We start from the raw sequence: 26,612 nt of genomic DNA, 5'->3' as shown, positions 1-26,612 counted from the left end.
GCAAAGTCATGCACATGCCCGAACGGGAGGGTTCAGGGTCGTCCGTGTCCGACTTATCGGCACACGCTCGAAAGGGACGACCCATGAGACTCTCCCGTTCGGCACGCTTAGGAGCCGTCGCCACCGCGGCGGCTTCTTTCATGGTCGTCGCAGCCTCCTCCGCACCGACCCCCGGAGCGGCCGGCCTCGGCGACACCTACTTCCCGCTCCTCGGCAACGGCGGCTTCGACGCCCGCCACTACGACCTCGACGTGGCGTACAACCCGGACACCGACCGCCTCGACGGCCGTACGACGCTCACCGCCCGCGCCACCCAGAACCTTTCCTCCTTCGACCTCGACCTCCAGCAGCTGGAGGTCACGGGAGTCGAAGTGAACGGCAGACGCGCCCAGTTCACCCGCGACGGCGACGAGCTGCGCGTCACCCCGCGAGGCGCGCTCCCCAAGGGCCGTGACTTCACCGTCCGGGTGACCTACGGCGGCGTCCCCGAACCGCTCGGCGGCCCGATCGTGTTCGGCTCCGACTACGGGTGGATGAAGACCGCCGACGGTGTCTTCGTCGCCTGCGAACCCAACGCCGCCTCCACCTGGTTCCCCTCCAGCGACCACCCCGACGACAAGGCCACCTACGACATCCGGATCCAGGCGCCCAAGGGCCTGACCGGCGTCTCCAACGGCCGGCTCGTGTCGACGTACGACAAGGGCGACTCGACGTACACCCACTGGCGCGAGACCAGGCCGATGGCGACCTATCTCGCGACCGCGACGATCGGGAAGTTCGACGTCCGGACCGGCACCACCCCCGCCGGCACCCCGATCTACGTCGCGATCGACCCCGTCCTCGCGAACAGCAACAGCGTCGACGTGTACGCCGTCACGGCCGCCGCCACCGACTACTGGTCCGAGGTCTTCGGGCCGTACCCCTTCGAGGAGACCGGCGCGATCGTCGACGACATGCCCGAGGCGGGGTTCTCGCTGGAGGTGCAGACGAAACCGGTCTACTCGGCCGTGCGCAGCGAGACGACGATCGTGCACGAGCTGGCCCACCAGTGGTTCGGCGACTCGGTGTCGGTGGAGCGCTGGAAGGACATCTGGCTCAACGAGGGCTTCGCCACGTACGCCCAGTGGCTGTGGGCCGAGCACCAGGGCACGCGCAGCGCCCATGACTCGTTCCTGGCCGGGTACAACGCCCGCCCGGCCGACGCCCCCTTCTGGCAGGTCACCGTCGGCGACCCGCAGCGCGACACCATGTTCGCCTCCGCGGTCTACCAGCGCGGCGCGATGACCCTCCAGCAGCTGCGTGAACGCATCGGCGACGAGGCCTTCTTCAAGCTGCTGCCCGCCTGGACGAAGATCCACCGCTACGGCAACGCGAACACGGCGGACTTCATCCGGCTCGCGGAGAAGGTCTCGGGGCAGCAGCTGGACGACCTCTTCCAGACCTGGCTGTTCACCACAGGGAAACCGACCCTCTGAGCCTTGCATTGCAAGGGTGAGCCTCATGTTCAGGTAAGAATGTGGGGTGCTTGAGCAACTGTTCAGTCCCTCCGTCCAGCACACGCTCGACGTGATCGGCATCTTCGTCTTCGCCATCTCGGGCGCGCTGCTGGCCGTGCGCAAGAACTTCGACGTCTTCGGCATCGCCGTCCTCGCCGAGGTCACCGCGCTGGGCGGCGGGCTGTTCCGGGACCTGATCATCGGTGCCGTACCGCCCGCCGCCTTCACGGACCTGGGGTACTTCATCACCCCGCTGCTCGCCGCGCTCCTGGTCTTCTTCCTGCACCCGCAGGTGGAGCGCATCCAGCTCGGCGTGAACGTCTTCGACGCGGCGGGCCTCGGCCTGTTCTGCGTGACCGGGACGACCAAGGCGTACGACTACGGGCTCGGCCTCACCCAGTCCGCCACCCTCGGTCTGGCCACCGCGGTCGGCGGGGGCGTGCTGCGGGACGTGCTGGCCAACGAGGTGCCGTCGCTGCTGCGCTGGGACCGTGACCTGTACGCGGTCCCGGCGATCGTCGGCGCCACGATGGTGGTGCTCTGCATCCGTTACGACGTCCTGAACCCGTTCACCAGCTCCCTCGCGGTCGTCACGGCCTTCGCGCTGCGGCTGCTGGCGATGCGGTACCACTGGCGAGCTCCGCGGGCCTGGAACCGGCGCTCGACCGTGAGCGAGGAATAGTCCCGCCGGCTCGGCCGTGCAGCAGCCCCATCTCCTCGGTCAGCCAGCGGAACGCGGGGACCACCTGGGGCCGCCACAGCGCCATGTTGTGGCCGCCCGCGCTCTTCGGGACGTAGACGACGTGCACGGTCGTCGGTGCTTTCGCGATCTGTTCGAGGCCGGTGGCCGCCTCGTAGCCGTCGCCGGGCTGGCCCGACTGGTAGAGCGCGACCGCGGGCGGGGTGCGGGCGTCGCGCAGCAGGAGGTAGGGGTTGTTGGCGCGGCGCAGCGCGGGGGTCTCGGCGGCCAGCGAGCCGCGTTCGCCGATGGGGTCGTCGTAGCCGGACATGCTGATCGCGGCCCGGTAGCGGTCGGGGTGGGCGACGGCGAGCTTGGTCGCGCAGTGCCCGCCCGCGGAGTACCCGGCGGCGGCCCAGCCCGCGGGGCCCGCCTGGGCGCGGAAGTTGTCCGTGACCATCTTCGGCACATCGACGCTGAGCCAGCTGTCGGCGTTCACCGTGCCCGTGATGTTGGCGCACCCGGTGTCCACCCCGGCCAGCAGGTTCATGCGCGGGGCGACCAGGATGAACGGCGCCACCTCGCCGTCGCGCATCAGGCCTTGCAGCTGGTTCACCGCGTGCAGCGAACCGAACCAGGCCTTCGCCGAGCCCGGGTAGCCCGACAGCAGCTCCACCACGGGGAACTTGTGATGCCGGTAGGCGGGCTGGTGGTACTGCGGGGGCAGCCAGACGTAGACCTCGGCGTCGACGCCCGACACCCGGCCCTTGAGCTGGGTGACACGGACGCCGCCCATGCCGGGCCCCGAGGCGTCGGTGAAGTGCTGGCGGACCCTGGGCAATCGTTTCAGCGCGATACCGCCGGTGCCGTCGACGCCCAGGTTCGCGGCCTGCTGGACGTGGTCGCCGGTGCCGATGAGGTCGGCCCAGTCGTCGTACAGGTTGTTCTCGTTGTTGACCAGCACGAAGACGAGCGCGACCGCGGTGCCCTGGGCGAACAGCACCATCAGCAGCCGGCCCAGGGCGCGCACCGGCTTCGGCCCGCGCAGCCGTGACCACAGCGCGAGCGGGAGCACGACGGCGACGACGGACAGCACGATCAGCGTGTAGAGGAACGCGGTCCCGGTGAGACTCATGTCCCTACAGAGGGGGCGGCGGGGCGCGGGGTTGAGGGACGACTACGGACACTTACCAGGAAATTGCCCTGTTCTCACCCTGACGGTCCATTCCCAAAGCTACCGCTTAGTAATCACTTGTTGTACCGTTCAGCCATGCCAGAAGCAGCCTCCGTCACGCGCGCCAGGATCGGCGACAGCGAGTTCGACCGGGACACCGCGGTCACCCGTCGCGAGCCCGGTGTCTACGACATCGACCTCTCCGCCGGCTGGACGATCATCAGCGCCGTCAACGGCGGCTATCTGCTGGCCGTCCTCGGCCGCGCCCTCGCGGACGCCCTGCCGCACGCCGACCCGTTCACGATCTCCGCGCACTACCTCACCGCGTCCCAGCCGGGCCCCGCGGTGATCCGCACGGACGTGGTCCGCACCGGCCGCACCCTCTCCACCGGCCAGGCCTCGCTCTTCCAGTACGACGAGCAGGGCGCCGAGGTCGAACGCATCCGCGTCCTCGCCTCCTACGGCGACCTGGACTCCCTCCCGGACGACGTCCGTACGACGGCGAAGCCGCCGGCGTTCCCGCCCATGGACGAGTGCTTCGGTCCCGAGGACGGGCCGGCCCCCGTCGAGGGCAGCTCCGCCATCACCGAGCGCCTGATGCTCAAGCTGGACCCCTCGACCCTGGGCTGGGCCCTCGGCGCCCCGTCCGGCAAGGGCGAGATGCGCTCCTGGTTCGGCCTGGCCGACGGCCGCGACGCCGACCCGCTCTCGCTGCTCCTCGCGGTGGACGCGCTGCCGCCGACCGCCTTCGAGATCGGCATCATGGGCTGGGTCCCGACGGTCGAACTGACCGTCCATGTCCGCTGCCGCCCGGCGCCGGGCCCGCTGCGCGTCTCCATCACCACCCGCAACCTCGCCGGCGGCTTCCTGGAGGAGGACGCCGAGGTCTGGGACAGTGCGGACCGGCTGGTCGCGCAGTCCCGCCAGCTGGCCCGGGTCAGGCTGGGCTGAGCGGCCGCCGCCCGAGCCAGGCCGCCAGCTCCCCGTAGACGTCGGCTCCCTCGGGGGCCGTCACCACCGGCTGGAACGGGCGGTCCTCGCGCGGGTCGTCGGGCAGCGCCTCACGGGCGACGGCGAGCGCGTACGCGGCCAGTTCGGGGTCGAGGGGGAGCGGGCGGCCCAGCCCCTCCGAGAGGTCCCAGGTGTGCGTCACGACCTCCATCACATACGCGGGCAGCGCCTCCCGGCCCAGTACCTCCCCCCACGGCACCCGCACCGGCGTCGCCAGCCGCTCGTCGCTCGCCCACGCCGCGACGACCCGGCCCCTGATGTCCTCGTAGGCCTGTGGCCAGCCGTCGTCCGGAACGCCGTCCACGAACAGCGGGACGTCGAGCCCGTTCCCGCGCTCCCCGCACACCGCGATGCGGGTACAGGCGCCGACGATATGGCTGAGCAGGGTGCGTACGTCGTAGTCGGTGCAGGGAGTGGGATCCGGCAGCTGTCCGGGCCGTACCGTCGCGATGAGCTCGGCGGCCTGGCCGGTGGCCCGGCTGAACAGGGGGCGGGGGTCGGTCATGGCGGTGCCTCTCCGGTCGGGTGCTCTGCTTCGATGGTCCCCCGCCAGGGATCCTGGCGCCGCGAAGTCCGACCGCTTCTGTCACGGACCTGTACCAGCGAGTAGGCCGGGGTCCGGAAGCGAACTCCAGGTCAGAGGCGTGGCTTTGGCTCCGCTTTGCCTGACGCACAGGCCCGGGACAGCGCGGGCCCAAGGAAGCCCTAAGGCGCGTTGATTGAGTGCCCGCCTCAGGAATCCTTCATCTTTCTGGAGTTGTCTCTCATGAAGCGTGTGCGTCTCGTCCCCGCGGTGGCCCTGCTGGCGCTCTCGCCCCTCGCCCTGGTGGCCTGTGGCTCGGGCGACTCCTCGTCCTCCTCGAACAGCGGCAACTCCGGACAGCAGTCCTGTCAGGCCCCGTCCGGCGCGCCCAGCGGCAACCCCTCGGGCATGCCGAGCGGCGCCCCGTCGGGCGCCCCCACGGCCAACGGCACCGCCCAGCCGTCCGGTGCGCCCTCGGGCATGCCGAGCGACGGTCAGGGCGGCGGTCAGGGCGGTCCCGGCGGCGGCCAGGGCGGTGGCTGCGGTGGCCCCGGCGGCGGTGGCGGCGGGATGCCCAGCGGCGCCCCGAGCGGTGCGCCCAGCCGGCAGGCGACGTCGTCGGCGACCAAGAGCTGACCTCGCGGGTCGTACGACAGGGGCGGCACTCCCGGTGAACGGGAGTGCCGCCCCTGGGCGTTGAGGGGGGCTGCTCAGGCCCGCCAGTGCTCCCGGCCGATGCTGATGAGGCGCATCTGACGGGTGGCGACCTGCGCGACCCGCTCCCGCTCCTCGGCCGGACCCTCCAGCGCCTCCAGAAAGAGCGAGGCCGTGATCAGCATCTGGTCGACATAGAGATCGGCGAGCATGAGGAGGTCGTCGTCGCTCCAGTCGGCGGACTCGGGGTCCTTGGCCAGCTCGTCCTTCACCTCCTGGCCGAACCGGGCCAGTTGCTCCCGGATGGCCTCCCGCACCGGCTGGACCCCGCCATGTCGTTCCCGGGCGATAAAACGGACATGTGCGGGGTACGCGTCCACGTGACGGGCGATCAGCTCGACGGCGCGCGCTATGCGTTGTTCGCTGTCGTCCGCCGCGGACACCGTCGTCCGGATCATCGGGTGCAGGCTGCCCAGCGCCTCCTCGACCAGTGCCGTGCCGAGATCCGCGGTGGAGCGGAAGTGCCGGTAGAAGGCGGTCGGGGCGACGCCGACCGCGCGCGTGACCTCGCGCAGGCCCAGGCTGCTCAGGCTCTGCTCCTCCAGCAGACCCAACGCCGCGTCCAGGAGCGCCTGTCGGGTCTTCTGCTTCTGGGCCTGCCGGATGCCGAGGGTGTGACTCATGTCATCAGTAAACAACTGTTCTCTGGAATTGAGAAGTAGTCACGCGCGCTAGACTCTAGAGTCAGTGAACAACTGTTACTACAACTGTTCACCGAAACGTAACGAGAGATGCCCACGAGGGGCGTCTCGGAGGGGGTTTGCATCCCATGCTGTTCCTCGTCGCCGCACTCCTGCTCTTCGGCGCCGTCCTGGGCACCGTGGCCCACGCGCCGTTGACCTTCACCGCCGTCGCCGCCGCCGTGATCGCCGGCTGGCTCGGCATCTTCGCGCTCCGCGAGCGCCACGCACGTCGTCACAGCTCGACCCACTGATCCGCAGACTCACCCGTTCTGGGGGACTGATCACCATGCAGCTCACCGCATCGCGCACCGAAACCACCACCACCGACACCCGCCCCGCCGCCCGCGACGCCGACGGCATGGCCGTGGCCGCCTTCATCCTCGGCCTCGTAGGCCTCCTCGTCCTCAACATCTTCCTCGGCCCCGTCGCCATCGCCCTGGCGACCGTCGCCCTGTGGCGCGGCACCGCCCGTCGCGGCCGCGCCTTCCTCGGCCTGGGTCTCGGCATCGCCGACCTCCTCGTCCTGGTCGCCGCCATGCAGATGGACAGCACGGTGTCCTGGAGCTTCTAGGGGCGGGCCTGAAAGCCGATCCCCGCAACCGGGCCCGTAGAATCGGGTCACCATGGCTTACCTCGACCACGCCGCGACCACCCCGATGCTTCCCGAGGCAGTCGAGGCGCTCGCCGCACAGCTGGCCGTCACCGGCAACGCCTCCGCCCTCCACGCGGCCGGCCGCCGTGCGAGGCGCACCGTCGAGGAGTCCCGCGAGGCGCTCGCCGAATCCCTCGGCGCCCGCCCCAGCGAGGTCGTCTTCACCTCCGGCGGCACCGAGGCCGACAACCTCGCCGTGAAGGGCCTGTACTGGTCCCGTCGCGACGCCGACCCGGCCCGCACCCGGGTGCTCGCCAGCCCCGTGGAGCATCACGCCGTCCTCGACGCCGTCCACTGGCTCGGCGAACACGAGGGCGCCACCGTCGAGTACCTCCCGGTCGACACCTACGGCCGCGTCCACCCCGACGCCCTGCGCGAGGCCATCGCCCGCGACCCCGACGACGTGGCCCTCGCCACCGTCATGTGGGCCAACAACGAGATCGGCACGATCCTGCCGGTCCGCGAACTGGCCAACGTCTGCGCCGAGTTCGGCGTCCCGCTGCACGCCGACGCGGTCCAGGCCTACGGCCAGATCCCCGTCGACTTCGCCGCCTCGGGGCTGGCCGCGATGACGGTCTCCGGCCACAAGGTCGGCGGTCCGTACGGCATCGGCGCCCTGTTGCTGGGCCGCGAGTACACGCCCGTACCGGTTCTGCACGGCGGCGGCCAGGAGCGTCACGTCCGCTCCGGCACCCTCGACGTGCCCGCCATCGCCTCCTTCGCCGTCGCCGGCCGGCTCGCCGCCGAGCAGCGCGAGTGGTTCGCCCGCGAGATCGGCGCACTGCGCGACGCGCTCGTCGAGGCGGTCCGTACGGCGGTCCCGGACGCGATCCTCGGCGGCGACCCGGTGGACCGGCTTCCCGCCAACGCCCACTTCACCTTCCCGGGCTGCGAGGGCGACTCGCTGCTGCTGCTTCTCGACGCCCAGGGCATCGAGTGCTCCACCGGCTCCGCCTGCACCGCCGGCGTCGCCCAGCCCAGCCATGTCCTCCTGGCCACCGGCACCGACCCCGACCTGGCCCGCGGCACCCTGCGCTTCTCCTTCGGCCACACCTCCACGGAGGCGGACGTGGAAGCGGTGGCCAAGGCCATCGGCCCGGCGGTGGAACGGGCACGCGCGGCGGGGCTGACCTAGCGCGGGGATTGCGCGGGTTCCGCGAAGGGGCGGTGAGCACCCGTCAGGCGGTGGCGGTGGCGGTGGCGGTGCGCGCCGTGCGCACCAGCTTCATGTACCGGTCCCAGTCCCAGTGCTCGCCCGGGTCGGTGTGGTCCGTGCCCGGCACCTCGACATGGCCGATGATGTGCTCGCGGTCGACGGGTATGTCGTAGCGCGCGCAGATCCTCGCCGTCAGACGCGCCGAGGCCGCGTACATCTCGTCCGTGAAGTCCTGCGGCCGGTCCACGAATCCCTCGTGCTCGATACCGACACTGCGTTCGTTGTAGTCGCGGTTGCCCGCGTGGTACGCCACGTCCAGCTCGCGGATCATCTGGGTGACGCGGCCGTTCTGGCCGACTATGTAGTGCGCCGCCGCTTGGTGCCCCGGGTCCTGGAAGGCCTTCACCGCGCTGGAGAGGCTGCCCTGGGTGACATGGACGATCACCATGTCTATGCCGTAGTCGTCGGGCCGGTCCGCACGCCGCCAGTTCGCCTCCGACGCCGCCACCCAGCGCGCGCCCGCGAAGTCGACCTCGCCCGCCTTGCGGGGCTTCTCCACGCCGGGCGTACGCCACCACAGACGCGCCAGCTCGTCCCGCGCCAGCACGCCTGTGCCGATCGCGGCCCCCGCGCCGCCGATCAGCAGGGCGCGCCGGCCGATGCGCCGGTCGCCGTCCTTGGATGCCTCTGTCGCCCCCATGTGATCGTGAACGGATACTCGTGGGCTCCGGTTCCCGCGCCCCCGTACCCTGGAGGAGTTATGACTCACTCCACGCAGCGCCCCCTCCGCGTCCTCGCCGCCATGTCCGGTGGCGTGGACTCCGCCGTCGCCGCCGCCCGTGCCGCCGAGGCCGGCCATGACGTGACCGGTGTCCACCTCGCCCTCTCGGCGAACCCGCAATCGTTCCGCACGGGCGCGCGTGGCTGTTGCACCATCGAGGACTCACGCGACGCCCGCCGCGCGGCCGACGTCATCGGCATCCCGTTCTACGTCTGGGACCTCGCCGACCGCTTCCGCGAGGACGTGGTCGAGGACTTCGTCGCCGAGTACGAGGCCGGGCGCACCCCCAACCCGTGTCTGCGCTGCAACGAGAAGATCAAGTTCGCGGCCCTGCTCGACAAGGCGCTCGCGCTCGGCTTCGACGCGGTCTGCACGGGCCACTACGCCCAGGTGATCGTCGGCGAGGACGGCTCCCGCGAGCTGCACCGCGCCTCCGACATGGCCAAGGACCAGTCGTACGTCCTCGGCGTCCTGGACGAGAAGCAGCTGGCCCACGCCCTCTTCCCGCTCGGCGACACCGTGACGACCAAGGACGAGATCCGCGCCGAGGCCGAGCGCAGGGGGCTGGCGGTCGCCAAGAAGCCCGACTCGCACGACATCTGCTTCATCGCCGACGGCGACACCCAGGGCTTCCTCGCGAACCGGCTCGGCAAGGCCGAGGGCGACATCCTCGACGAGTCGGGCTCGAAGGTCGGCACCCACGAGGGCGCGTTCGGCTTCACCATCGGCCAGCGCAAGGGCCTGCGCATCGGCACCCCGGCCGCCGACGGCAAGCCGCGCTACGTCCTGGACATCTCCCCGGTGGACAACACGGTGACGGTCGGCCCGGCCGCGTCCCTGGACGTGAGCGCCCTCACCGCGATCAAGCCCCGCTGGTGCGGGACGGCGCCCGAGGGCCCCGGCACCTACACCGCCCAGCTCCGCGCCCACGGCGGCGAGACCGAGGTGAGCGCGGAACTGGTCGACGGCGAGCTCCGGGTCTCCTTCACGGAGCCGGTCCGCGGGGTCGCCCCCGGCCAGGCGATCGTGCTCTACGACGGCACGCGCGTGGTGGGTTCGGCGACGATCGCGTCGACCACGCGCGCGACAGCCGCCGCTACCGCGTGAAGTACTCGGCGAGCACCGGAGCCAAGGCGTTCGGGTCCACCATGTGGGTCTGACCCGCCAGGTTCCGGTACGAGCCTTGCGGCACCGCCTCCGCGACCGCCCGCGTGGCCTCCTGGAGCCAGTCGGGGCTCGCTCCGCCCGCGACGGCCAGGACGGGGACGGTGATCGAGGCCAGCCGCTCCCGGGGCACCAGACCGTCGCCCATGACGGCGTTGTCGTAGGCGAGACTCGGCGCGGCGGCCTCCATGCCGGGCCACGCGGGGGACTGGCGGGCGCCCTGGATCATCTCGTCGGGCATGCCGGTGAGCCGGAGGAACAGCTCGACCGCGTCCCCACGGCGGCCCTCCGCGAGCGCCGCCGTCAGGTTCTCGGTGTACTCGGCGCGCTGTTTCGAGCCGTGCTCGGAGAAGTCGGCGAACGGTGTCTCGTACACGGCGACCTTGCGCACCGGCAGCCCGCTCGCCGCCGCTTCCAGCACCAGCGCCCCGCCCGACGAGACGCCCCACAGACACGCCTCGCCGCCCGCCGCCTCGATCAGCGCGCCGAGATCCTCGACCTCGCGTGCCACCGCGTAGGGCGCGGTGTCTCCGCTCTCGCCGCGCCCCCGCCGGTCGTACCAGAGGACCGTGAAGCGGTCGGAGAGCGCCGCTGCCAGGGGTGCGACGGTGCCACCGGTGGACATCGCGCCGCTGATCAGGATGACTGCGGGGCCGTGGCCGCCGAGCTCGTAGGCGATCGGCGTGCCGTCCTGGGAGAGAGTCTTCTTGTCCATGGTTGTGGAGACTCCCACCCGCCATGGAACTAATCGGTGATTTCCACCTCGTAGAAGCAGAGGTGGTCCTTGATCGGCCCGACATCGGGCTTGGGCTCGGGATAGGACCACACCAGGTCCGCCGCGTCCGGCAGTGACCAGTAGGACGCCGTGCCCTTGAAGGGGCAGTAGGTGTGGGTGTCGGACGGGGTCAGGAGGTCGAGGCGGACGTCCTCGGCGGGGATGTAGTACCGCACCGGACAGCCCGTCTCCCTGAGGACCAGCGCCCGTTCGCTCTCCGCCAGGACCTGGTCGCCGTGCACCACGCGCACGTGCCGGTCGCCTTGCTCGATGGTGATCGTGTGTCCTGAGGTCATGGCAGGGACAGCGCCGGCGGGCGCCCCGTTCTTCCCGCGTACGGTGGCCCCATGCGTATCTGTGTCTTCCTCTCCGCCGCCGACCTCGACGACCGTTACACGCGCCCCGCGCGCGAGTTCGCGAAACTGCTGGGCAAGGGCGGGCACACGCTCGTCTGGGGCGGCTCGGACGTCGGCCTGATGAAGGTCGTCGCCGACGGCGTGCAGGAGGCGGGCGGCAGGCTCGCCGGGGTGTCGGTGGAGTTCCTCGCCGCCAAGGTCCGCCCCGGCGTCGACGAGATGGTGATCGCGAAGGACCTCGCCGAGCGCAAGAGGCTGCTCCTGGAGAAGGCCGACGCGGTCGTGATCATGGTGGGCGGCACCGGCACGCTCGACGAGGCCACCGAGATCCTGGAGCTGAAGAAGCACGGCCACACGGACAAGCCGGTGGTCCTGCTCAACACCGCGGGCTTCTACGACGGGTTGAAGGAACAGTTCCGCCGCATGGAGGACGAGGGCTTCCTGCCGCTCCCACTGACCGACCTGGTGTTCTTCGCGGAGGAGCCGGTGGGGGCGCTCGCCTACCTGGAGGAGGGCCAGGGCATCGCGTAGTGCGACCATGACGACCATGGCTACACATGTGATCACCGGGGCGGGCTCCGGCATCGGCGCGGCCGTCGCCCGCCGCCTCCACGCGCGCGGCGACGACCTCGTCCTCCACGCGCGCGACGCGGGCCGCGCGAAGGAACTGGCGGCGGAGTTCCCCGGCGCGAAGACGCTCGTGGGCGACCTGGCCGACCCGGACAAGCTGTCCTGGGCCTTCTCCCACCAGTCGCTGCCCGGCCGGGTCGACTCGCTCCTGCACATCGCGGGCATCGTCGACCTGGGCCCGGTCGGCGACCTCACCCCGAAGTCCTGGCGCCACCAACTGAACGTCAACCTCGTCTCCCCGGCCGAGCTGACCCGCCACTTCCTGCCCCAACTCCGCGTCGCGCGCGGCCATGTGGTGTTCGTGAACTCGGGCGCGGGCCTCAACGCCCACGCCGACTGGTCCGCGTACGCCGCGTCCAAGCACGGCCTGAAGGCCCTCGCCGACTCCCTGCGCCACGAGGAGCACGGCAACGGCGTCCGGGTCACCTCGGTCTACCCCGGCCGCACGGCGAGCCCCATGCAGGCCAAGGTCCACCAGCAGGAGGGCAAGGAGTACGACGCCTCGAAGTGGATCGACGCCGAGTCGGTGGCGACGACGATCCTGATGGCGCTCGACCTGCCCAGGGACGCCGAGGTCAACGATCTGACCGTACGCCCGGGCCGGTGAGACCGGATTGGCTGGACGACGTGACGAGCGGTGACGAGATACGGGCGTGGCTGACCGCCGTGTGGGACCGCACGGAGGCCGCGGTGATTCTGGCGGGCGGCGAGGACGGTGGACCGCTCGCCGAGCGCCGGGTCCTCGGTGAGGTCTTCGACCCCGCCGACCTCGCGGAACTCCGGGCCCTCAGCACGACGGGCACCTTCCTGGACGACCGGTGCCGCTGCCACGGCAGCCTGACCATCGCCCTGCTCGACACCGACGCCGAGTTCATCGGGAGCGGCAGCTGTCACGGCCGCTCCGACGTCTCCTGGGCGAGCTTCGGCAACAATCTCCAGGTCGACCGGCCCGAGCGGCTCCTGGGGTTCCTGGAGAGGTACGGCGCGTACCGGCGGTGATTCGGGCCCCGGGCTGTTGCATACGCTGTCCCGGTGAGTGAAAACAGCCCGTTCACCTTCGCCCCCGCCACCGGCGTCGGGTCCCTGCCCGGCGGCGACGCCCGGGAGGCCGCAAAGACCAGCACCGGGTCCTTCGAGGACTTCCCCTTCCTCGCCGAGCTCCCCGCCCGTGGACCCGGCGCCGACATGATCGGCCGTACCGCGGGGATGCTCGTCGAGATGTACGCGCGCGTCGAGCCCAGCGGCTGGCGGCTCGGGGACCGGCCGGGCCGGGACACCAAACGGGCGCGGTCATGGCTCGGTGAAGACCTCGACTCCCTGGAGGAGTTCACGCAAGGGTACGAGGGACAGCTGAAGGTGCAGGCCGTCGGCCCCTGGACCCTCGCGACCGCCCTGGAACTGAGGAACGGTGAGTCCGTCCTCTCCGACGCGGGCGCCTGCCGCGACCTCGCCGGCTCCCTCGCCGAGGGGCTGCGCGAGCATCTCGCCGAGGTGCGGCGCCGCGTCCCCGGCGCCCAGCTCGTCCTCCAGCTCGACGAGCCCTCCCTCATCGCCGTGCTCCGCGGGCACGTCAAGACCGCCAGCGGCTACCGCACCCACCGCGCCGTCGACCGGCAGCTCGTCGAGTCCGCGCTCCGCGATGTCGTCGGGGTTCACGGCGAAGGCCCCGTCGTGGTCCACTCGTGCGCACCGGACGTCCCGTTCGCCCTGCTGCGCCGGGCGGGCGCGGCGGCGGTCTCCTTCGACTTCTCGCTCCTCACCGAGCGTGACGACGACGCGATCGGTGAGGCCGTGGAAGGCGGGACCCGGCTCTTCGCCGGTGTCGTACCGGGCACGGACACGGCATTGTCAGACCCTGCCGGTAGCGTCATGGGTGTCAGGACGCTGTGGCGCAGGCTGGGGCTGCATCCGGGGCTTCTCGCGGAGGCGGTGACGGTCACTCCGACGTGCGGCCTCGCGGGGGCCTCCCCGGAGTACGCGCGCAGGGCGCTCGCCCACTGCGTCCAGGCGGCGAGATCTCTCGCGGACAACCCAGAGTAACGGGAGGACAACACGGTGGCCGGCGACAAGCAAGCGGAGACGACGGTGCCCGCGGAGGCGCGGGAACAGCACGCGCAGCTCGCTGAGCAGATCGAGGAGCACCGCTTCCGGTACTACGTGAAGGACGCCCCCGTCGTCAGCGACGCGGACTTCGACAAGCTGCTGCGGTCCCTGGAGGCGCTGGAGGACGAGTACCCGGAGCTGCGCACGCCCGACTCGCCGACCCAGAAGGTCGCGGGCGCGTACGAGACCGAGTTCACGTCCGTCGAGCACCGCTCACGCATGCTCTCGCTGGACAACGCCTTCAGCGACGAGGAGCTGGCCGCCTGGGCCGAGCGCGTCGCCAAGGACGTCGGCGGCGCCGACTACCACCTCCTGTGCGAGCTGAAGGTCGACGGCCTCGCCGTCAACCTCACCTATGAGCACGGGCGCCTCACGCGCGCGGCGACCCGCGGTGACGGCCGCACCGGCGAGGACATCACGCCCAACGTCCGCACCATCGCCGAGATCCCGGACCGGCTGAGGGGCGACAAGGTGCCCGACCTCGTGGAGATCCGCGGCGAGGTCTACTTCCCGATGGAGAAGTTCGAGGAGCTCAACGCCCGTCTGGTCGAGGCCGGCGACAAGCCCTTCGCCAACCCGCGCAACGCGGCGGCCGGTTCACTGCGCCAGAAGGACCCGCGCGTCACCGCCACCCGCCCGCTCCACATGGTCGTGCACGGCATCGGCGCCCTGGAGGGCTTCGACGGCATGACCCGCCTCTCCCAGGGCTACGACCTCCTGAAGTCCTGGGGTCTGCCCACGGCTCAGCACAACAGGGTGGTCGACGACCTCGACGGCGTACGGGAGTTCATCGCGTACTTCGGCGAGAACCGGCACTCGGTGGAGCACGAGATCGACGGGGCGGTGGTCAAGCTCGACGAGATCCGGCTCCAGGGCCGCCTCGGTTCCACCGCACGCGCCCCGCGCTGGGCGATCGCGTACAAGTACGCCCCGGAAGAGGTCAACACCAAGCTCATCAACATCCGCGTCGGCGTGGGTCGTACGGGCCGGGTCACGCCCTACGCCCAGGTCGAACCGGTCACCGTCGCGGGCTCCGAGGTCGAGTTCGCCACCCTGCACAACCAGGACGTCGTCAAGGCCAAGGGCGTCCTGATCGGCGACACCGTGGTGCTGCGCAAGGCCGGGGACGTCATCCCGGAGATCCTCGGCCCGGTCGTCGACCTGCGGGACGGCAGCGAGCGGGAGTTCGTGATGCCGGCCGAGTGCCCGGAGTGCGGGACGCCGCTGCGGCCCATGAAGGAGGGCGACGTCGACCTGCGCTGCCCCAACGGGCAGAGCTGCCCCGCCCAGTTGCGCGAGCGCCTCTTCTACCTCGCGGGCCGCAAGTCGCTGGACATCGAGCACTTCGGGTACGTCGCCGCCGCGGCCCTCACCAAGCCGCTGGAGCCCGCCGAGCCGCCGCTGACCGACGAGGGCGACCTGTTCGACCTCACCATCGAGCAACTGCTGCCGATCCGGGCGTATGTCCTCGACCAGGACAGCGGTCTGCCCAAGCGGGACCCGGAGACCGGCGAGGAGAAGACCGCCCTCATCTTCGCCAACAAGGAGGGCGGCGCCCGTAAGAACGCCCTCGCCATGCTGGAGAACATCGAGGCGGCCAAGCAGCGCCCGTTGGCCCGTGTGCTGACCGGCCTGTCGATCCGGCATGTCGGTCCGGTCGCGGCGGAGGCGCTGGCCCGTGAGTTCCGCTCGATCGAGCGCATCGAGCAGGCCACGGAGGAGGAGCTGGCGAACACCGAGGGCGTCGGCGGGATCATCGCCAAGTCCCTCAAGGAGTGGTTCGCCGAGGACTGGCACCAGGAGATCCTCCGCAAGTGGCGGGCCGCAGGTGTCCGCATGGAGGAGGAGAGCACTGGCGAGGACGAGGGCCCCCGCCCGCTCGAAGGGCTCACCGTCGTCGTCACCGGCACCCTGGAGCACTTCACCCGCGACGGGGCCAAGGACGCCCTTCAGTCGCGCGGAGCGAAAGTGACCGGTTCTGTTTCCAAGAAGACGTCTTTCGTGGTTGTGGGTGACAATCCTGGTTCGAAGTACGACAAGGCGATGCAGCTCAAGGTGCCTGTTCTGAACGAGGACGGCTTCACCGTCCTGCTGGAACAGGGTCCGGAAGCAGCCGCCGAAGTCGCACTTCCCATCGAGGAGTAAGGCGGAGCAGCGGTTGAAGGCCACCCGATCGGCGCATACCAGATGCATACGGGTGGCCGGGGCGCATTCGGGCAACCGTCGACGACCGCTGCCCGTGGAAGCCTTCTGCGGCCTACTGTTGAGACGTGCGCCTGCCGTGCCCAGCTGCGGTTGGGGCAACCCCGTGCTCCTCAGGAGCACGGGGCAGGGTTTTCCAACGCGGCGCCGTAGCGGGTTTGTCGGGCAACGGGCCGCGTGGCGTGGGCACCGCCGGCTGTGAGAGGGACGGGAATGGAACCGACCGAGAGCGCCGCCCCGTACTCACGGCTGCGCCGGATGGCCGGCGCATGGCGGGGGAGCCGCCGGGCGACGGGCACCGTAGCGCGTCCGCGCGACGAGGGACGAGCCACCGGACCCACCGCGCCCGCCGGACCGTACACCACCGTGGACGAACGCACCGTCCAGCTCACCGCCGACCGCACCCCCGGACTGCCCGGGGCCGAGCACGAGCGGCATCTGTCGTGGCCCGCGCTGCCCGCCGGGGTCGTCGCGGCGGCCGGGTTCGTGCTGGGGGCGGGGTTCTACCGGGCGTTCACCGGAAGCCACGCCCTCTTTCCGTCCGGCGCCGTCGGCTGGGCCCTCGCCGTGCTGACCGGCGTCATCGTCGGCCATCTGGTCGCGCTCGGCCGCGCCCGCTGGTGGGGCGGCACCGGCTCCGGCGCCGCCCTCACCCTCGCCGTCCTGATCCTCTACGGCTGGGTACCGGCCGGCATGGTCAGCCTCACCGTCGTCGTCCTGGTCGGCATAGCCAGGCGCCACCGCTGGCGGCAGGGCGTCCTGCACGGCGCGGTGGACATCCTCGGCATAGCCGCCGGCGCGCTGACACTCGCCGCCTTCGGCCGCGTACCGAGCGTCGAGTCCCCCTGGAACCCCGACACCTGGACCCTCTACACGGTCCCCGAGATCGTCCTCGTCGCCGCCACCTATCTCGCGGTCACCCGCACCCTGCTGTGGTACCTGCACGCCCCACGCACCGGCGGACTGCCCACCGTCGCCCGCACCGCCCTGGTCAGACAGGGCCTGGTCGCGGTCGCGCTGCTCGGCATCGCCCCGCTGGTCTGCGTCGTCGCCGTGGCCAAGCCGGTGCTGCTGCCGCTGTTCTCGATCCCGCTGATAGCCCTCGACTCCACCCTGTGGATGGCCCGGGCCCGCGCCGAGGAACAGTTGCGCGACCCGCTGACCGGGCTGCCCAACCGGCAATGGCTCCTGGAACGCATATGGACCGCCCTGGACGACGCCGAACGCATCGGCGCCCGCTCGGCCCTGATGCTCATCGACCTCGACCGCTTCCGGTCGGTCAACGACACCCTCGGCCATCTCGCCGGTGACCGACTGCTCCTCCAGATAGCCGACCGGCTCCAACAGGCCCTGCCGCGCGGAGCGGAGGCCGCGCGGCTCGGCGGTGACGAGTTCGCCGTCTTACTGCCCGTCGCCGACTCCACGACGTCCGCGACCCGGGTCGCCCGCAACCTCGTCTCGGCCCTCAGCTCCCCGCTCGACCTCGACGGGCTCACCCTCGTCCTGGAGGCCAGCGCCGGAGTCGCCGTCTTCCCCGACCACGCCCTGGAGGCCGAGGGGCTGCTGCGCCGGGCGGACGTGGCGATGTACCAGGCGAAGCGGGACCGCACCGGCGTAGAGGTCTACGAGTCCAAGCGGGACTCGAACACCCCGGACCGGCTCGGTCTGTTGGGTGACCTCCGCCGCGCTCTCGACGCGCAGGAGGTCGAGCTGCACTACCAGCCCAAGGTCCGCTTCGACGGACAGGTGGCGGGCCTCGAAGCCCTGGTCCGCTGGGTGCACCCGGAGCGCGGAAGGGTGCCGCCGGACGAGTTCATCGCCATCGCCGAGTCCTCCGGGCTGATGCCCCATCTCACCGAGTACGTCCTCGACACCGCCCTCGGCCAGGTCGCCCAGTGGCGCGCCCAGGGGCTGTACGTCCCGGTCGCGGTCAACGTCTCCCCACGTGATGTGCACACCCCCGGTTTCGCGGGCTCGGTCGCCGCCCGTCTGGCCCGCCACGGTGTCCCCGCGGGCTCGCTCCAGCTGGAGATAACGGAACACGTCCTCCTTGAGGACCCGCAGCGCGCCGCCGACACCCTCGCGGGGCTGACCGGCCACGGCGTGAAGATGTCCCTCGACGACTTCGGCACCGGCTACTCCTCCCTGGTGCATCTGCGCCGGCTCCCCGTGAGCGAACTGAAGATCGACCGCTCGTTCGTGGCCCGTCTCGCCGTCGACGCCGAGGACGCCGAGATCGTGCGCTGCACCGTCGACCTCGCCCATTCCCTCGGCCTGCTGGTCGTCGCCGAGGGCGTCGAGGACGACGAGACCTGGGAACGCCTGCGCGACCTGGGCTGCGACGCCGTACAGGGCTGGCTGGTGGCCGCCGCGATGCCGCCGGAGGAGGCGACGGCATGGCTGCTGGCGCGGGGTTCGAGGGGCTGGCAGCGGCCTCGTGCGGCCTTGCCGGCCGCCGAGTAGTCGTTCCCACCCGCACCAGCCGTGCGGGTTTCGGGGTCGGGCGCGGGTGGCCCCTGTGGGGCGGAAGCGCCGTCGGCGGCCGCCGCCCGGCAAACCGTTTAACGGCCGGAGGCACTCGCCCCATAGGATTGGCCCCAAACCACACGCACTCACCCCAGAGGATCGCTGCATGCCTGGCATCACGCGCGAGGAGGTCGCCCACCTCGCCCGGCTGGCGCGTCTGGAGCTGAAGCCCGAAGAGCTCGAGCACTTCGCGGGACAGCTGGACGACATCATCGGCGCGGTCGCACGCGTCAGTGAGGTCGCCGACCAAGACGTACCGCCGACCTCGCACCCGCTCCCGCTGACGAACGTCATGCGGGCGGACGAGGTCCGTCCGTCGCTCACCCCCGAGCAGGCGCTCTCCGGCGCCCCGGCCCAGGAGCAGCAGCGTTTCAAGGTGCCGCAGATCCTGGGGGAGGACTAAGAAGTCATGACGGACATCAACGTCAACATCATCAAGCTCACCGCCGCCGAGACCGCCGCGAAGATCGCTTCCGGGGAACTCACGGCCGTGCAGGTCACCGAGGCCCACCTCGCCCGTATCGAGGCCGTCGACGAGAAGGTGCACGCCTTCCTGCACGTCGACCGTGAGGGCGCGCTCGCGCAGGCCCGTGCCGTCGACGAGAAGCGGGCGAAGGGCGAGAAGCTCGGCCCGCTCGCCGGTGTGCCGCTCGCGCTGAAGGACATCTTCACCACCGAGGGCATCCCGACGACGGTCGGTTCGAAGATCCTGGAAGGCTGGATCCCGCCCTACGACGCCACCCTCACCAAGCGGCTCAAGGCCGCCGACGTCGTCATCCTCGGCAAGACCAACATGGACGAGTTCGCCATGGGGTCCTCCACCGAGAACAGCGCCTACGGCCCGACCGGCAACCCCTGGGACCTCACCCGGATCCCCGGCGGCTCCGGCGGCGGCTCCTCGGCCGCGCTCGCCGCGCACATGGCGCCCCTCGCCATCGGCACCGACACCGGCGGTTCCATCCGCCAGCCGGCCGCCGTCACCGGGACGGTCGGCGTGAAGCCGACGTACGGCGCGGTCTCCCGCTTCGGCATGGTGGCGTTCTCGTCCTCCCTGGACCAGGGCGGCCCCTGCGCCCGTACGGTCCTGGACGCGGCGCTGCTGCACGAGGTCATCGCCGGACACGACCCGCTCGACTCCACGTCCATCGACGCCCCGGTCCCGCCGGTCGTCGAGGCCGCCCGCAACGGCAGCGTCCAGGGCATGCGCGTCGGCGTCGTCAAGCAGTTCCGCGGCGAGGGCTACCAGGCCGGTGTCATCCAGCGCTTCGACGAGTCCGTCGCCCTCCTCAAGGAGCTGGGCGCGGAGATCGTCGAGCTGGACTGCCCGTCCTTCGACCTGGCCCTGTCGGCGTACTACCTGATCGCGCCCTCCGAGTGCTCGTCCAACCTCGCCCGCTTCGACGGCCTGCGCTACGGCCTGCGGACCGGCGACGACGGCACGAACTCCGCCGAGGCGGTCACGTCGATCACCCGTGAGGCGGGCTTCGGCCCCGAGGTGAAGCGCCGGATCATGCTCGGCACGTACGCGCTCAGCAGCGGCTACTACGACGCGTACTACGGCTCCGCCCAGAAGGTGCGCACGCTCATCACGCGCGACTTCGAGAAGGCCTTCGAGCAGGTCGACGTCATCGTCTCGCCGACGACGCCCACCACCGCCTTCCCGATCGGTGAGCGTGCCGACGACCCGATGGCGATGTACCTCGCGGACCTGTGCACCATCCCGACGAACCTCGCGGGCAACGCGGCGATGTCGCTGCCGTGCGGTCTGGCGCCCGAGGACAACCTCCCGGTCGGCCTCCAGATCATCGCTCCGGCGCTGAAGGACGACCGGCTTTACAAGGTCGGCGCCGCCGTCGAGGCCGCCTTCGTGGAAAAGTGGGGGCACCCGCTCCTCGAGGAGGCACCGTCGCTGTGAGCAAGCTGACCAAGGCCAAGGACTTCAAGAAGTCCAAGTCCGGTACGTACCTGTCGATGGCCACCACCGCCTTCGGCGCGCTGAGTGTCGCCAAGCAGATCAAAAGGGCCCGCACCGAACAGGACACGCTTCGGCTGATCGACGCCACCGTCTCCGCGGTCGCGATCGTCACCGGCCTCGCCATCCTGTACCGCGAGCTGAAGCGGCTGGGCGACGACGACGTCCTGCTGGGCTGAGAGGGAAGTTTCACCGTGACCACCACGACCGACCTGGTGTCGTACGAGGACGCTCTCGCGTCGTACGACCCCGTCATGGGCCTTGAGGTCCATGTCGAACTCGGCACCAAGACCAAGATGTTCTGCGGCTGTTCGACCGAGCTCGGTCAGGACGCCAACACGCAGACCTGTCCCACCTGCCTCGGCCTGCCCGGCGCGCTCCCGGTCGTCAACGCGACCGGTGTCGAGTCGGCGATCAAGATCGGTCTCGCGCTGAACTGCGAGATCGCCGAGTGGTGCCGCTTCGCCCGGAAGAACTACTTCTATCCGGACATGCCGAAGAACTTCCAGACCTCCCAGTACGACGAGCCGATCGCCTTCAACGGCTACCTCGACGTACAGCTGGAGGACGGGGAGACCTTCCGCGTGGAGATCGAGCGCGCCCACATGGAGGAGGACACCGGCAAGTCGACCCACGTGGGCGGCGCGACGGGTCGTATCCACGGCGCCTCGCACTCCCTGCTGGACTACAACCGGGCCGGTATCCCGCTCATCGAGATCGTCACCAAGCCGATCGAGGGCGCCGGCGAGCGGGCTCCGGAGGTCGCCAAGGCGTACGTCCGTGAGCTGCGCGAGGTCATCAAGGCGCTCGGGGTATCCGAGGCCCGCATGGAAATGGGCCAGATGCGCTGCGACGTGAACCTGTCGCTGCGCCCGCACGGCCGCGAGAAGTTCGGTACCCGTTCGGAGACCAAGAACGTCAACTCGCTGCGTTCCGTGGAGCGTGCGGCCCGGTTCGAGATCCAGCGGCATGCCGCGGTCCTCAACAGCGGCGGCACGATCATCCAGGAGACCCGGCACTTCCACGAGGACACGGGGTCCACGACCTCGGGCCGCGTGAAGGAAGAGGCCGAGGACTACCGGTACTTCCCGGAGCCGGACCTGGTCCCTGTGGCCCCCTCGCGCGAGTGGGTCGAGGAGATCCGGGCCGGTCTGCCCGAGCTGCCGCTGGCCCGCCGCAACCGCCTCGTCGCGGAGTGGGGCATCACGGCCCTCGACATGCAGGCGATCCTGAACGCCGGTGCGCTGGACCCGATCGTCGCCACGATCGACGCCGGTGCCGACGCGGCCTCCGCCCGTAAGTGGTGGATGGGCGAACTGGCGCGCAGCGCCAACGAGTCGGGCACGTCCCTGGACGAGCTGGCCATCACGCCGGTGCAGGTCGCCCGTGTCTCCGAGCTCGTCTCTAAGGGCGACCTCAACGACAAGCTGGCCCGTCAGGTCATCGAGGGCGTTCTCGCGGGCGAAGGCACCCCGGACGAGGTCGTCGACAAGCGCGGTCTGAAGGTCGTCTCCGACGAGGGTGCCCTCGGCACCGCCGTCGACGAGGCCATCGCCGGCAACCCGGGCATCGCCGACAAGATCCGCTCCGGCAAGGTCGCCGCGGCCGGCGCCCTGGTCGGCGCGGTCATGAAGGCCACCCGCGGTCAGGCCGACGCGGCCCGCGTCAAGGAGCTGATCCTGGAGAAGCTGGGCGTCAGCGAGGGCTGAGCCCCCAGACGCGTACGGCCCCGGAAGGAAGCCTTCCGGGGCCGTAGTGCTGCTTACTTACGGCGTCCTACGAGTCGTACGAAGCCCAGTGCCCGGCCCTGGTCGGCCCGGACCGCCTCGCGCACCCGGCGGGCCATGTCGCGATGGAACTCCTCCGGGCTCTCCTCGGCGACGACGTCGCACCACAGCAGCCAGTCCTGCCAGCCGTCCGGCTGCCAGTCGGCCGTCTCGACCTCGACGGCACCGCTGCGGGTCCACTGGCGGCGCCACCACTCGGCGGAGTGGAAGCACCACCAGTCGGGCTCCCAGTACGGCCTGAGATGCTCCGGCGGTTCCACGCCGTCGATCTCCTCCCGTACCGCCGGTACGACGACCCCGATCCGTCCGCCCGGCTTCAGCAGCCGGGTCAGGGTGGGCAGGTAGAGGTCGTTCGTACCGAAGTACTGGTAGGCGTCGATGCTCACGATCGCGTCGAAGCTGCCCTCGGCGAACGGCAGGTCGTGCGCCTCGGTGTGCACGGGCAGCACCCGGTCGGCGAAGCCGGCCTCGGCGATGCGCTGTGCGTTCTCGTCGGGCTTGACCCACAGGTCGGCCGCGGTGACCTGGACGTCGTACTCCCTGGCCAGGAAGACCGAGGTCATGGCCCGGCCGCAGCCCAGGTCGAGGACGCGGGCGCACGGGCGCAGGGCGTCCAGGCCGAGTGCGGGCGCGAGCCACTCCAGCAGCCACAGCGCGTTCGGGCCCATCTGGTTCTCGATGACCCAGCGGACGTCGTAGTGGTTGCTGCGCGGGTAGCGGGCGTGCGTCAGCCGCCGGGTGAGGTCATCGTCCGAGGGCCTGGGGGTGGTGATGTCTGGCATCGGTGAACGGGCTCCTTGAGTCCGGGAAGACGGAAGGGGATACGTCGGAGCTCGGTCGGACGCTCAAACAATGCACCTGCTTCGGCCAGGGGCGGACAGCCCGGGGATTCTCAGCCGGACACGCTACGCTCGCCCGCCATGAACGCGCACCCGGATTCCGACTCCGACATACAGGAGGAGTACGACGACCAGGCCCTTGACGCCCGGCGGGCCCGCTGGACGGCGTCCGGGGCCGGAGGGCTGCTGGCCCTCGCGGGCCTGGCGGCCTCCGTGCTCCGGCTGAGCGGCACCGCGCCCACGCTGGTGCCGGCCGCCTACGCGTTCGGCGCCGCCGTGTGTGTGCTCGCGGCGGTCCTCGGCTCCCGGGGGCGCACCCGGCGGGCACTGTGGCTGCTGATCGTCGGCGTGATGGTGATGGCGTGGGGCGACCAGTTCGACTGAGGGTGACAGAGCGGTCGTTACTGTCCTGTGATCTGCCTCCCACTCCTGTGAATAAACCCACGAACTGCATAAACGATCAGTTCTGCCTGCAAGAGTGGACCTCGCATTGCTCATGCGTTCTTTGCGGGCTGTTCACCATATGAACGACTGTTCCCGGTCAAAGATCCATAATTCACCCCTGGGAGCAGCAACGTGGCAGCCCTCGCGCGCTGGTGTGTCCGACGACGACTCGTCGTCGTTCTGCTGTGGCTCCTCGCCCTCGGCGGGGTGAGCACGGCCGCCGCGCTCACGGGCTCCGCGTATTCCAACGACTACGAGGTCCCCGGCACCGAGTCCGGCCGCGCCACCCAGCTCCTCCAGGAGGGGTTCCCGCAGCTCGGCGGGGACAGCGACACCGTCGTCTGGCACACCACGTCCGGCACCGCCGGCGTCCGCGCCGCGGCGGTCGAACAGACCATGACGCAGACCCTCGACAAGATCGCCGACCTGCCCGGAGTGGCGTCCGTCGTCGGCCCGTACGACGGCCAGGGCGGCGCGCAGATCAGCTCCGACGGCCGTACGGCGTACGCCACGGTCACCTTCGAGGACCGGGCCGAGAACCTCGACAAGGCCGAGGTGCAGGCCGTTGTGTCGGCGGCCGAGAGCGTCGACTCGAAGGTGCTCCAGGTGGAGCTGGGCGGCAGCGCCATCGCGCTCACCGAGTCGTCGGGCGGGCATGTCGCCGAGGTCGTCGGGGTGGTCGTCGCCGCGCTGGTGCTCTTCCTCGCCTTCGGCTCGCTCGCCGCCTCCCTGCTGCCGATCGCGACCGCGCTGGTCAGCGTCGGTACGGCGTACGCCGGGATCGTGCTGCTCGGGCACGCCATGACCGTCGCCGACTTCGCGCCCATGCTCGGCATGCTGATCGGGCTCGGCGTCGGCATCGACTACGCCCTGTTCATCGTCACCCGACACCGGCGCGGGCTGAAACGCGGGCTGGACGTCGCCGAGTCCATCGAGAACGCCGTCGCCACCACCGGACGGGCCGTCGTCTTCGCGGGTGCCACCGTTTGCATCGCCCTGCTCGGGATGCTGATCCTCCGGCTCGGCTTCCTCAACGGCGTCGCCATCGCCGCCTCGCTCACCGTGGTCCTGACCGTGGCCGCCTCCGTCACGCTGCTGCCGGCCCTGCTGTCTCTCATCGGCATGCGCGCCCTGAGCCGGCGCGAGCGACGGCACCTCGTGGAACACGGGCCCCAGCCGGAGCTGCCGACCGGGCTGGCGGCACGCTGGTCCGCGTTCGTGGAACGCCACCCCAAGCTGCTCGGCGCCCTCGCCCTGGTGGTCATCACCGTGCTGGCCCTGCCCACCCTCGGGCTCCGCCTCGGCACCTCCGACCAGGGCAACAACCCGACCTCCGCCACCACCCGGCAGGCGTACGACCTGCTCGCCGACGGCTTCGGCGCCGGCGTCAACGGCCCGCTCACCCTGGTCACGCAGGTCGGCAGCGCCGAGGACAAGCTGCTCCTCGACAACCTCGACGCCACCATCCGCACCACCGAGGGCGTCGCCTCCGTGACGCCGGTCACCTACAACGTCGGCGGAGACACCGGCTACTTCAGCATCGTCCCGACCTCGTCCCCGCAGTCCCGGCAGACCAGCGACCTCGTCGACCGGCTGCGCACCGAGGTGCTGCCCCGCGCCGAGACCGGCACGTCCCTCGACCTCCAGGTGGGCGGGGTGACGGCGTCGTACGACGACTTCGCCGATGTGATCGTCGGCAAGCTGCCGCTGTTCGTCGGGGTCGTCATCGGGCTCGGCTGTCTGCTGCTCCTGCTCGCCTTCCGGTCCGTCGGCATCCCGCTGAAGGCCGCCGCGATGAACGTCGCCGCCGTGGCCGCCGCGTTCGGAGTGGTCGTGGCGATCTTCCAGTGGGGCTGGGGGAGCGAGCTGCTGGGACTGGGGAGGGCCGGGCCGATCGAGCCCTTCCTCCCCGTGATCATGGTGTCCGTGCTCTTCGGGCTCTCCATGGACTACCAGGTCTTCCTGGTCAGCCGGATGTACGAGGAGTGGCTGGAGACCGGCGACAACCGGCGGGCCGTCCGCGTCGGGCTCGCCGAGACCAGCCGGGTGATCAACTCCGCCGCCGTCATCATGATCTCGGTCTTCCTCGCCTTCGTCCTCAGCGGCGACCGCGTGATCGCCATGTTCGGCATCGCGCTGGCCGCCGCGGTGGCCCTCGACGCGTTCGTCCTCCGCACGCTCCTGGTCCCCGCCCTCATGCATCTGCTCGGCGGCGCCAACTGGTGGCTGCCGCGCTGGCTGGACCGCCGGATGCCCCGCATCAGCATCGAGCCGCCCGAGTGCCGCGCCGCTCATGAAAGGGTGGACGCCGTCGTGGGGGACATCGAGAAGGAGCGGGACGAGGATGTACGCGATATCGCTGGGTGACGGGGCGGAACTGCGGCCGCTGGAGCCGTGGCACGCCGAGGAGTTCCTGGCGAACCTGGAGCGGGGCCGGGAGTTCATCGGGCAGTTCATCCGCTTCGGCTCCCAGGTCGTCGACGTCGAGTCCGCGCGGGAGACGCTCCGGAAGTACGCCCAGATGCGCGTGGACGACACCGGCGGCTACCACGGCATCTGGCTCGACGGAAAGCTCGTCGGCGGCGTCCTCACGCTCAACTTCGACGCCGCCCAGGGCAACACCGAGGTCGGCTGCTGGCTGGAGCCCGCCGCCACGGGACGCGGGCTGATCACCCGGGCGATGCGGATGCTCATCGACTACGTGATCGAGGAACGCGGCATCCACCGCGTCGCATGGATCGCCGCCGCCGGGAACACCGCCAGCCTGAACGTGGCCCGGCGACTGGGGCTGACCCGCGAGGGAGTGCAGCGGCAGGCGCATCCCCATCGCGGGGTGCGGCACGACCTGGAGGTCTGGTCGGTGCTGGCGCCCGAGTGGCGTGAGGCACGCGCGCGTGCCGCTCACAACGATCATTAAGAGACCTCTCAGACTCCGTCCGTACGGT

The 26,612-nt window shown here is 70.8% G+C and carries 28 protein-coding genes; 21 read left to right on the top strand and 7 right to left on the bottom strand.

The features are described from left to right. Positions 1-83: 83 nt before the first annotated feature. Together OG866_RS13210 and OG866_RS13205 are read left to right on the top strand one after the other, a co-directional pair. Entirely contained in the window at positions 84-1,475 is a 1,392-nt protein-coding gene (locus OG866_RS13210) for a M1 family metallopeptidase (RefSeq protein ID WP_329334437.1), read from the top strand. A 46-nt stretch (positions 1,476-1,521) separates the two neighbouring features. Beyond that, a complete protein-coding gene (locus OG866_RS13205) occupies positions 1,522-2,178 on the top strand; it encodes a trimeric intracellular cation channel family protein (protein ID WP_329334435.1) in 657 nt (218 codons plus the stop codon). Here the strand turns inward: OG866_RS13205 and OG866_RS13200 are convergent. Next, on the bottom strand, positions 2,087-3,310 hold the full coding sequence (locus OG866_RS13200; protein WP_329334434.1) for an alpha/beta hydrolase: 1,224 nt from the start codon (positions 3,308-3,310) through the stop codon (positions 2,087-2,089). The genes OG866_RS13205 and OG866_RS13200 overlap by 92 nt on opposite strands. Before the next feature lie 135 nt (positions 3,311-3,445). Here OG866_RS13200 and OG866_RS13195 point away from each other — a divergent pair, with 135 nt between their 5' ends. Next, complete coding sequence (locus tag OG866_RS13195) at positions 3,446-4,300, top strand: thioesterase family protein (RefSeq protein ID WP_329334433.1); 855 nt, start codon at positions 3,446-3,448, stop codon at positions 4,298-4,300. Here the strand turns inward: OG866_RS13195 and OG866_RS13190 are convergent. After that, on the bottom strand, positions 4,287-4,865 hold the full coding sequence (locus OG866_RS13190) for a TIGR03086 family metal-binding protein (RefSeq protein WP_329334431.1): 579 nt from the start codon (positions 4,863-4,865) through the stop codon (positions 4,287-4,289). The two genes, OG866_RS13195 and OG866_RS13190, sit on opposite strands and share 14 nt — an antisense overlap. 261 nt (positions 4,866-5,126) lie before the next feature. Between OG866_RS13190 and OG866_RS13185 the strand changes: the two genes are divergently transcribed. Then, positions 5,127-5,519 carry a hypothetical protein gene (locus OG866_RS13185; RefSeq protein ID WP_329334430.1) on the top strand — a complete coding sequence of 131 codons (393 nt, stop codon included), beginning with the start codon at positions 5,127-5,129 and terminating at the stop codon, positions 5,517-5,519. A 74-nt stretch (positions 5,520-5,593) separates the two neighbouring features. On the opposite strand, the gene OG866_RS13180 is transcribed toward OG866_RS13185, so the two are convergent. Then, complete coding sequence (locus tag OG866_RS13180) at positions 5,594-6,220, bottom strand: TetR family transcriptional regulator (protein ID WP_329334429.1); 627 nt, start codon at positions 6,218-6,220, stop codon at positions 5,594-5,596. A 146-nt stretch (positions 6,221-6,366) separates the two neighbouring features. Here OG866_RS13180 and OG866_RS13175 point away from each other — a divergent pair, with 146 nt between their 5' ends. The 3 genes from OG866_RS13175 to OG866_RS13165 are packed head-to-tail and all read left to right on the top strand — an operon-like array spanning position 6,367 to position 8,067. Next, complete coding sequence (locus OG866_RS13175; protein WP_194079951.1) at positions 6,367-6,531, top strand: hypothetical protein; 165 nt, start codon at positions 6,367-6,369, stop codon at positions 6,529-6,531. Between the two features lie 35 nt (positions 6,532-6,566). After that, a complete protein-coding gene (locus OG866_RS13170; protein WP_329334426.1) occupies positions 6,567-6,851 on the top strand; it encodes a DUF4190 domain-containing protein in 285 nt (94 codons plus the stop codon). Positions 6,852-6,903: 52 nt separating this feature from the next. After that, positions 6,904-8,067, top strand: a complete 1,164-nt coding sequence (locus OG866_RS13165; RefSeq protein WP_329334424.1) for a cysteine desulfurase family protein — start codon at positions 6,904-6,906, stop codon at positions 8,065-8,067. Positions 8,068-8,110: 43 nt separating this feature from the next. Here the strand turns inward: OG866_RS13165 and OG866_RS13160 are convergent, their stop codons facing one another. Beyond that, a complete protein-coding gene (locus OG866_RS13160) occupies positions 8,111-8,788 on the bottom strand; it encodes an N-acetylmuramoyl-L-alanine amidase (RefSeq protein WP_329334423.1) in 678 nt (225 codons plus the stop codon). Between the two features lie 60 nt (positions 8,789-8,848). On the opposite strand from OG866_RS13160, the gene mnmA reads away from it, so the two are divergent. Beyond that, positions 8,849-9,976, top strand: coding sequence for a tRNA 2-thiouridine(34) synthase MnmA (gene mnmA, locus OG866_RS13155; RefSeq protein WP_329334421.1), 1,128 nt, complete (start codon positions 8,849-8,851; stop codon positions 9,974-9,976). Here the strand turns inward: mnmA and OG866_RS13150 are convergent. Continuing rightward, entirely contained in the window at positions 9,966-10,748 is a 783-nt protein-coding gene (locus tag OG866_RS13150; protein WP_329334420.1) for an alpha/beta fold hydrolase, read from the bottom strand. The genes mnmA and OG866_RS13150 overlap by 11 nt on opposite strands. A 29-nt stretch (positions 10,749-10,777) precedes the next feature. Further along, positions 10,778-11,104: a DUF427 domain-containing protein gene (locus OG866_RS13145; protein ID WP_329334419.1), complete on the bottom strand. Its 327-nt coding sequence runs from the start codon at positions 11,102-11,104 to the stop codon at positions 10,778-10,780. 51 nt (positions 11,105-11,155) lie between these two features. Here OG866_RS13145 and OG866_RS13140 point away from each other — a divergent pair, with 51 nt between their 5' ends. From OG866_RS13140 to gatB, 10 genes are all read left to right on the top strand, one after another. After that, entirely contained in the window at positions 11,156-11,695 is a 540-nt protein-coding gene (locus OG866_RS13140) for a TIGR00730 family Rossman fold protein (protein ID WP_329334418.1), read from the top strand. Between the two features lie 7 nt (positions 11,696-11,702). Continuing rightward, a complete protein-coding gene (locus OG866_RS13135; protein ID WP_329334417.1) occupies positions 11,703-12,401 on the top strand; it encodes an SDR family oxidoreductase in 699 nt (232 codons plus the stop codon). Next, a complete protein-coding gene (locus tag OG866_RS13130) occupies positions 12,398-12,793 on the top strand; it encodes a hypothetical protein (protein ID WP_329334415.1) in 396 nt (131 codons plus the stop codon). The genes OG866_RS13135 and OG866_RS13130 overlap by 4 nt, the downstream gene beginning before the upstream one ends. A 33-nt stretch (positions 12,794-12,826) precedes the next feature. After that, a complete protein-coding gene (locus OG866_RS13125; RefSeq protein ID WP_329334414.1) occupies positions 12,827-13,834 on the top strand; it encodes a methionine synthase in 1,008 nt (335 codons plus the stop codon). A 15-nt stretch (positions 13,835-13,849) separates the two neighbouring features. Continuing rightward, positions 13,850-16,042, top strand: a complete 2,193-nt coding sequence (ligA, locus tag OG866_RS13120) for an NAD-dependent DNA ligase LigA (protein WP_329334413.1) — start codon at positions 13,850-13,852, stop codon at positions 16,040-16,042. A gap of 270 nt (positions 16,043-16,312) precedes the next feature. Further along, a complete protein-coding gene (locus OG866_RS13115; RefSeq protein WP_329334412.1) occupies positions 16,313-18,562 on the top strand; it encodes a putative bifunctional diguanylate cyclase/phosphodiesterase in 2,250 nt (749 codons plus the stop codon). A 169-nt stretch (positions 18,563-18,731) separates the two neighbouring features. After that, on the top strand, positions 18,732-19,028 hold the full coding sequence (gene gatC, locus OG866_RS13110) for an Asp-tRNA(Asn)/Glu-tRNA(Gln) amidotransferase subunit GatC (RefSeq protein WP_007384860.1): 297 nt from the start codon (positions 18,732-18,734) through the stop codon (positions 19,026-19,028). A 6-nt stretch (positions 19,029-19,034) separates the two neighbouring features. Then, on the top strand, positions 19,035-20,540 hold the full coding sequence (gatA, locus tag OG866_RS13105; RefSeq protein ID WP_329334410.1) for an Asp-tRNA(Asn)/Glu-tRNA(Gln) amidotransferase subunit GatA: 1,506 nt from the start codon (positions 19,035-19,037) through the stop codon (positions 20,538-20,540). Further along, positions 20,537-20,776 carry a hypothetical protein gene (locus OG866_RS13100; protein ID WP_329334408.1) on the top strand — a complete coding sequence of 80 codons (240 nt, stop codon included), beginning with the start codon at positions 20,537-20,539 and terminating at the stop codon, positions 20,774-20,776. Before gatA ends, OG866_RS13100 begins: the two co-directional genes overlap by 4 nt. A 15-nt stretch (positions 20,777-20,791) precedes the next feature. Beyond that, positions 20,792-22,306, top strand: a complete 1,515-nt coding sequence (gatB, locus tag OG866_RS13095) for an Asp-tRNA(Asn)/Glu-tRNA(Gln) amidotransferase subunit GatB (protein ID WP_329334407.1) — start codon at positions 20,792-20,794, stop codon at positions 22,304-22,306. 53 nt (positions 22,307-22,359) lie between these two features. Here gatB and OG866_RS13090 read toward each other — a convergent pair whose 3' ends face one another. Then, positions 22,360-23,166 (bottom strand): SAM-dependent methyltransferase, encoded by an 807-nt coding sequence (locus OG866_RS13090; RefSeq protein ID WP_329334405.1) that lies wholly within the window; start codon positions 23,164-23,166, stop codon positions 22,360-22,362. A gap of 138 nt (positions 23,167-23,304) precedes the next feature. On the opposite strand from OG866_RS13090, the gene OG866_RS13085 reads away from it, so the two are divergent. From OG866_RS13085 to OG866_RS13075, 3 genes are all read left to right on the top strand, one after another. Beyond that, positions 23,305-23,607, top strand: coding sequence for a hypothetical protein (locus OG866_RS13085; protein WP_329334403.1), 303 nt, complete (start codon positions 23,305-23,307; stop codon positions 23,605-23,607). A gap of 192 nt (positions 23,608-23,799) precedes the next feature. Next, on the top strand, positions 23,800-26,034 hold the full coding sequence (locus OG866_RS13080) for an MMPL family transporter (protein WP_329334401.1): 2,235 nt from the start codon (positions 23,800-23,802) through the stop codon (positions 26,032-26,034). Then, on the top strand, positions 26,012-26,584 hold the full coding sequence (locus OG866_RS13075) for a GNAT family N-acetyltransferase (RefSeq protein ID WP_329334399.1): 573 nt from the start codon (positions 26,012-26,014) through the stop codon (positions 26,582-26,584). The genes OG866_RS13080 and OG866_RS13075 overlap by 23 nt, the downstream gene beginning before the upstream one ends. Positions 26,585-26,612: the final 28 nt, after the last annotated feature.

The sequence above is a fragment of the Streptomyces sp. NBC_00663 genome (assembly GCF_036226885.1).
Lineage (GTDB): Bacteria > Actinomycetota > Actinomycetes > Streptomycetales > Streptomycetaceae > Streptomyces.
The sequence above is the reverse complement of the archived record's forward strand: the minus strand, read 5'-3'. Positions and strand labels throughout refer to the sequence as shown.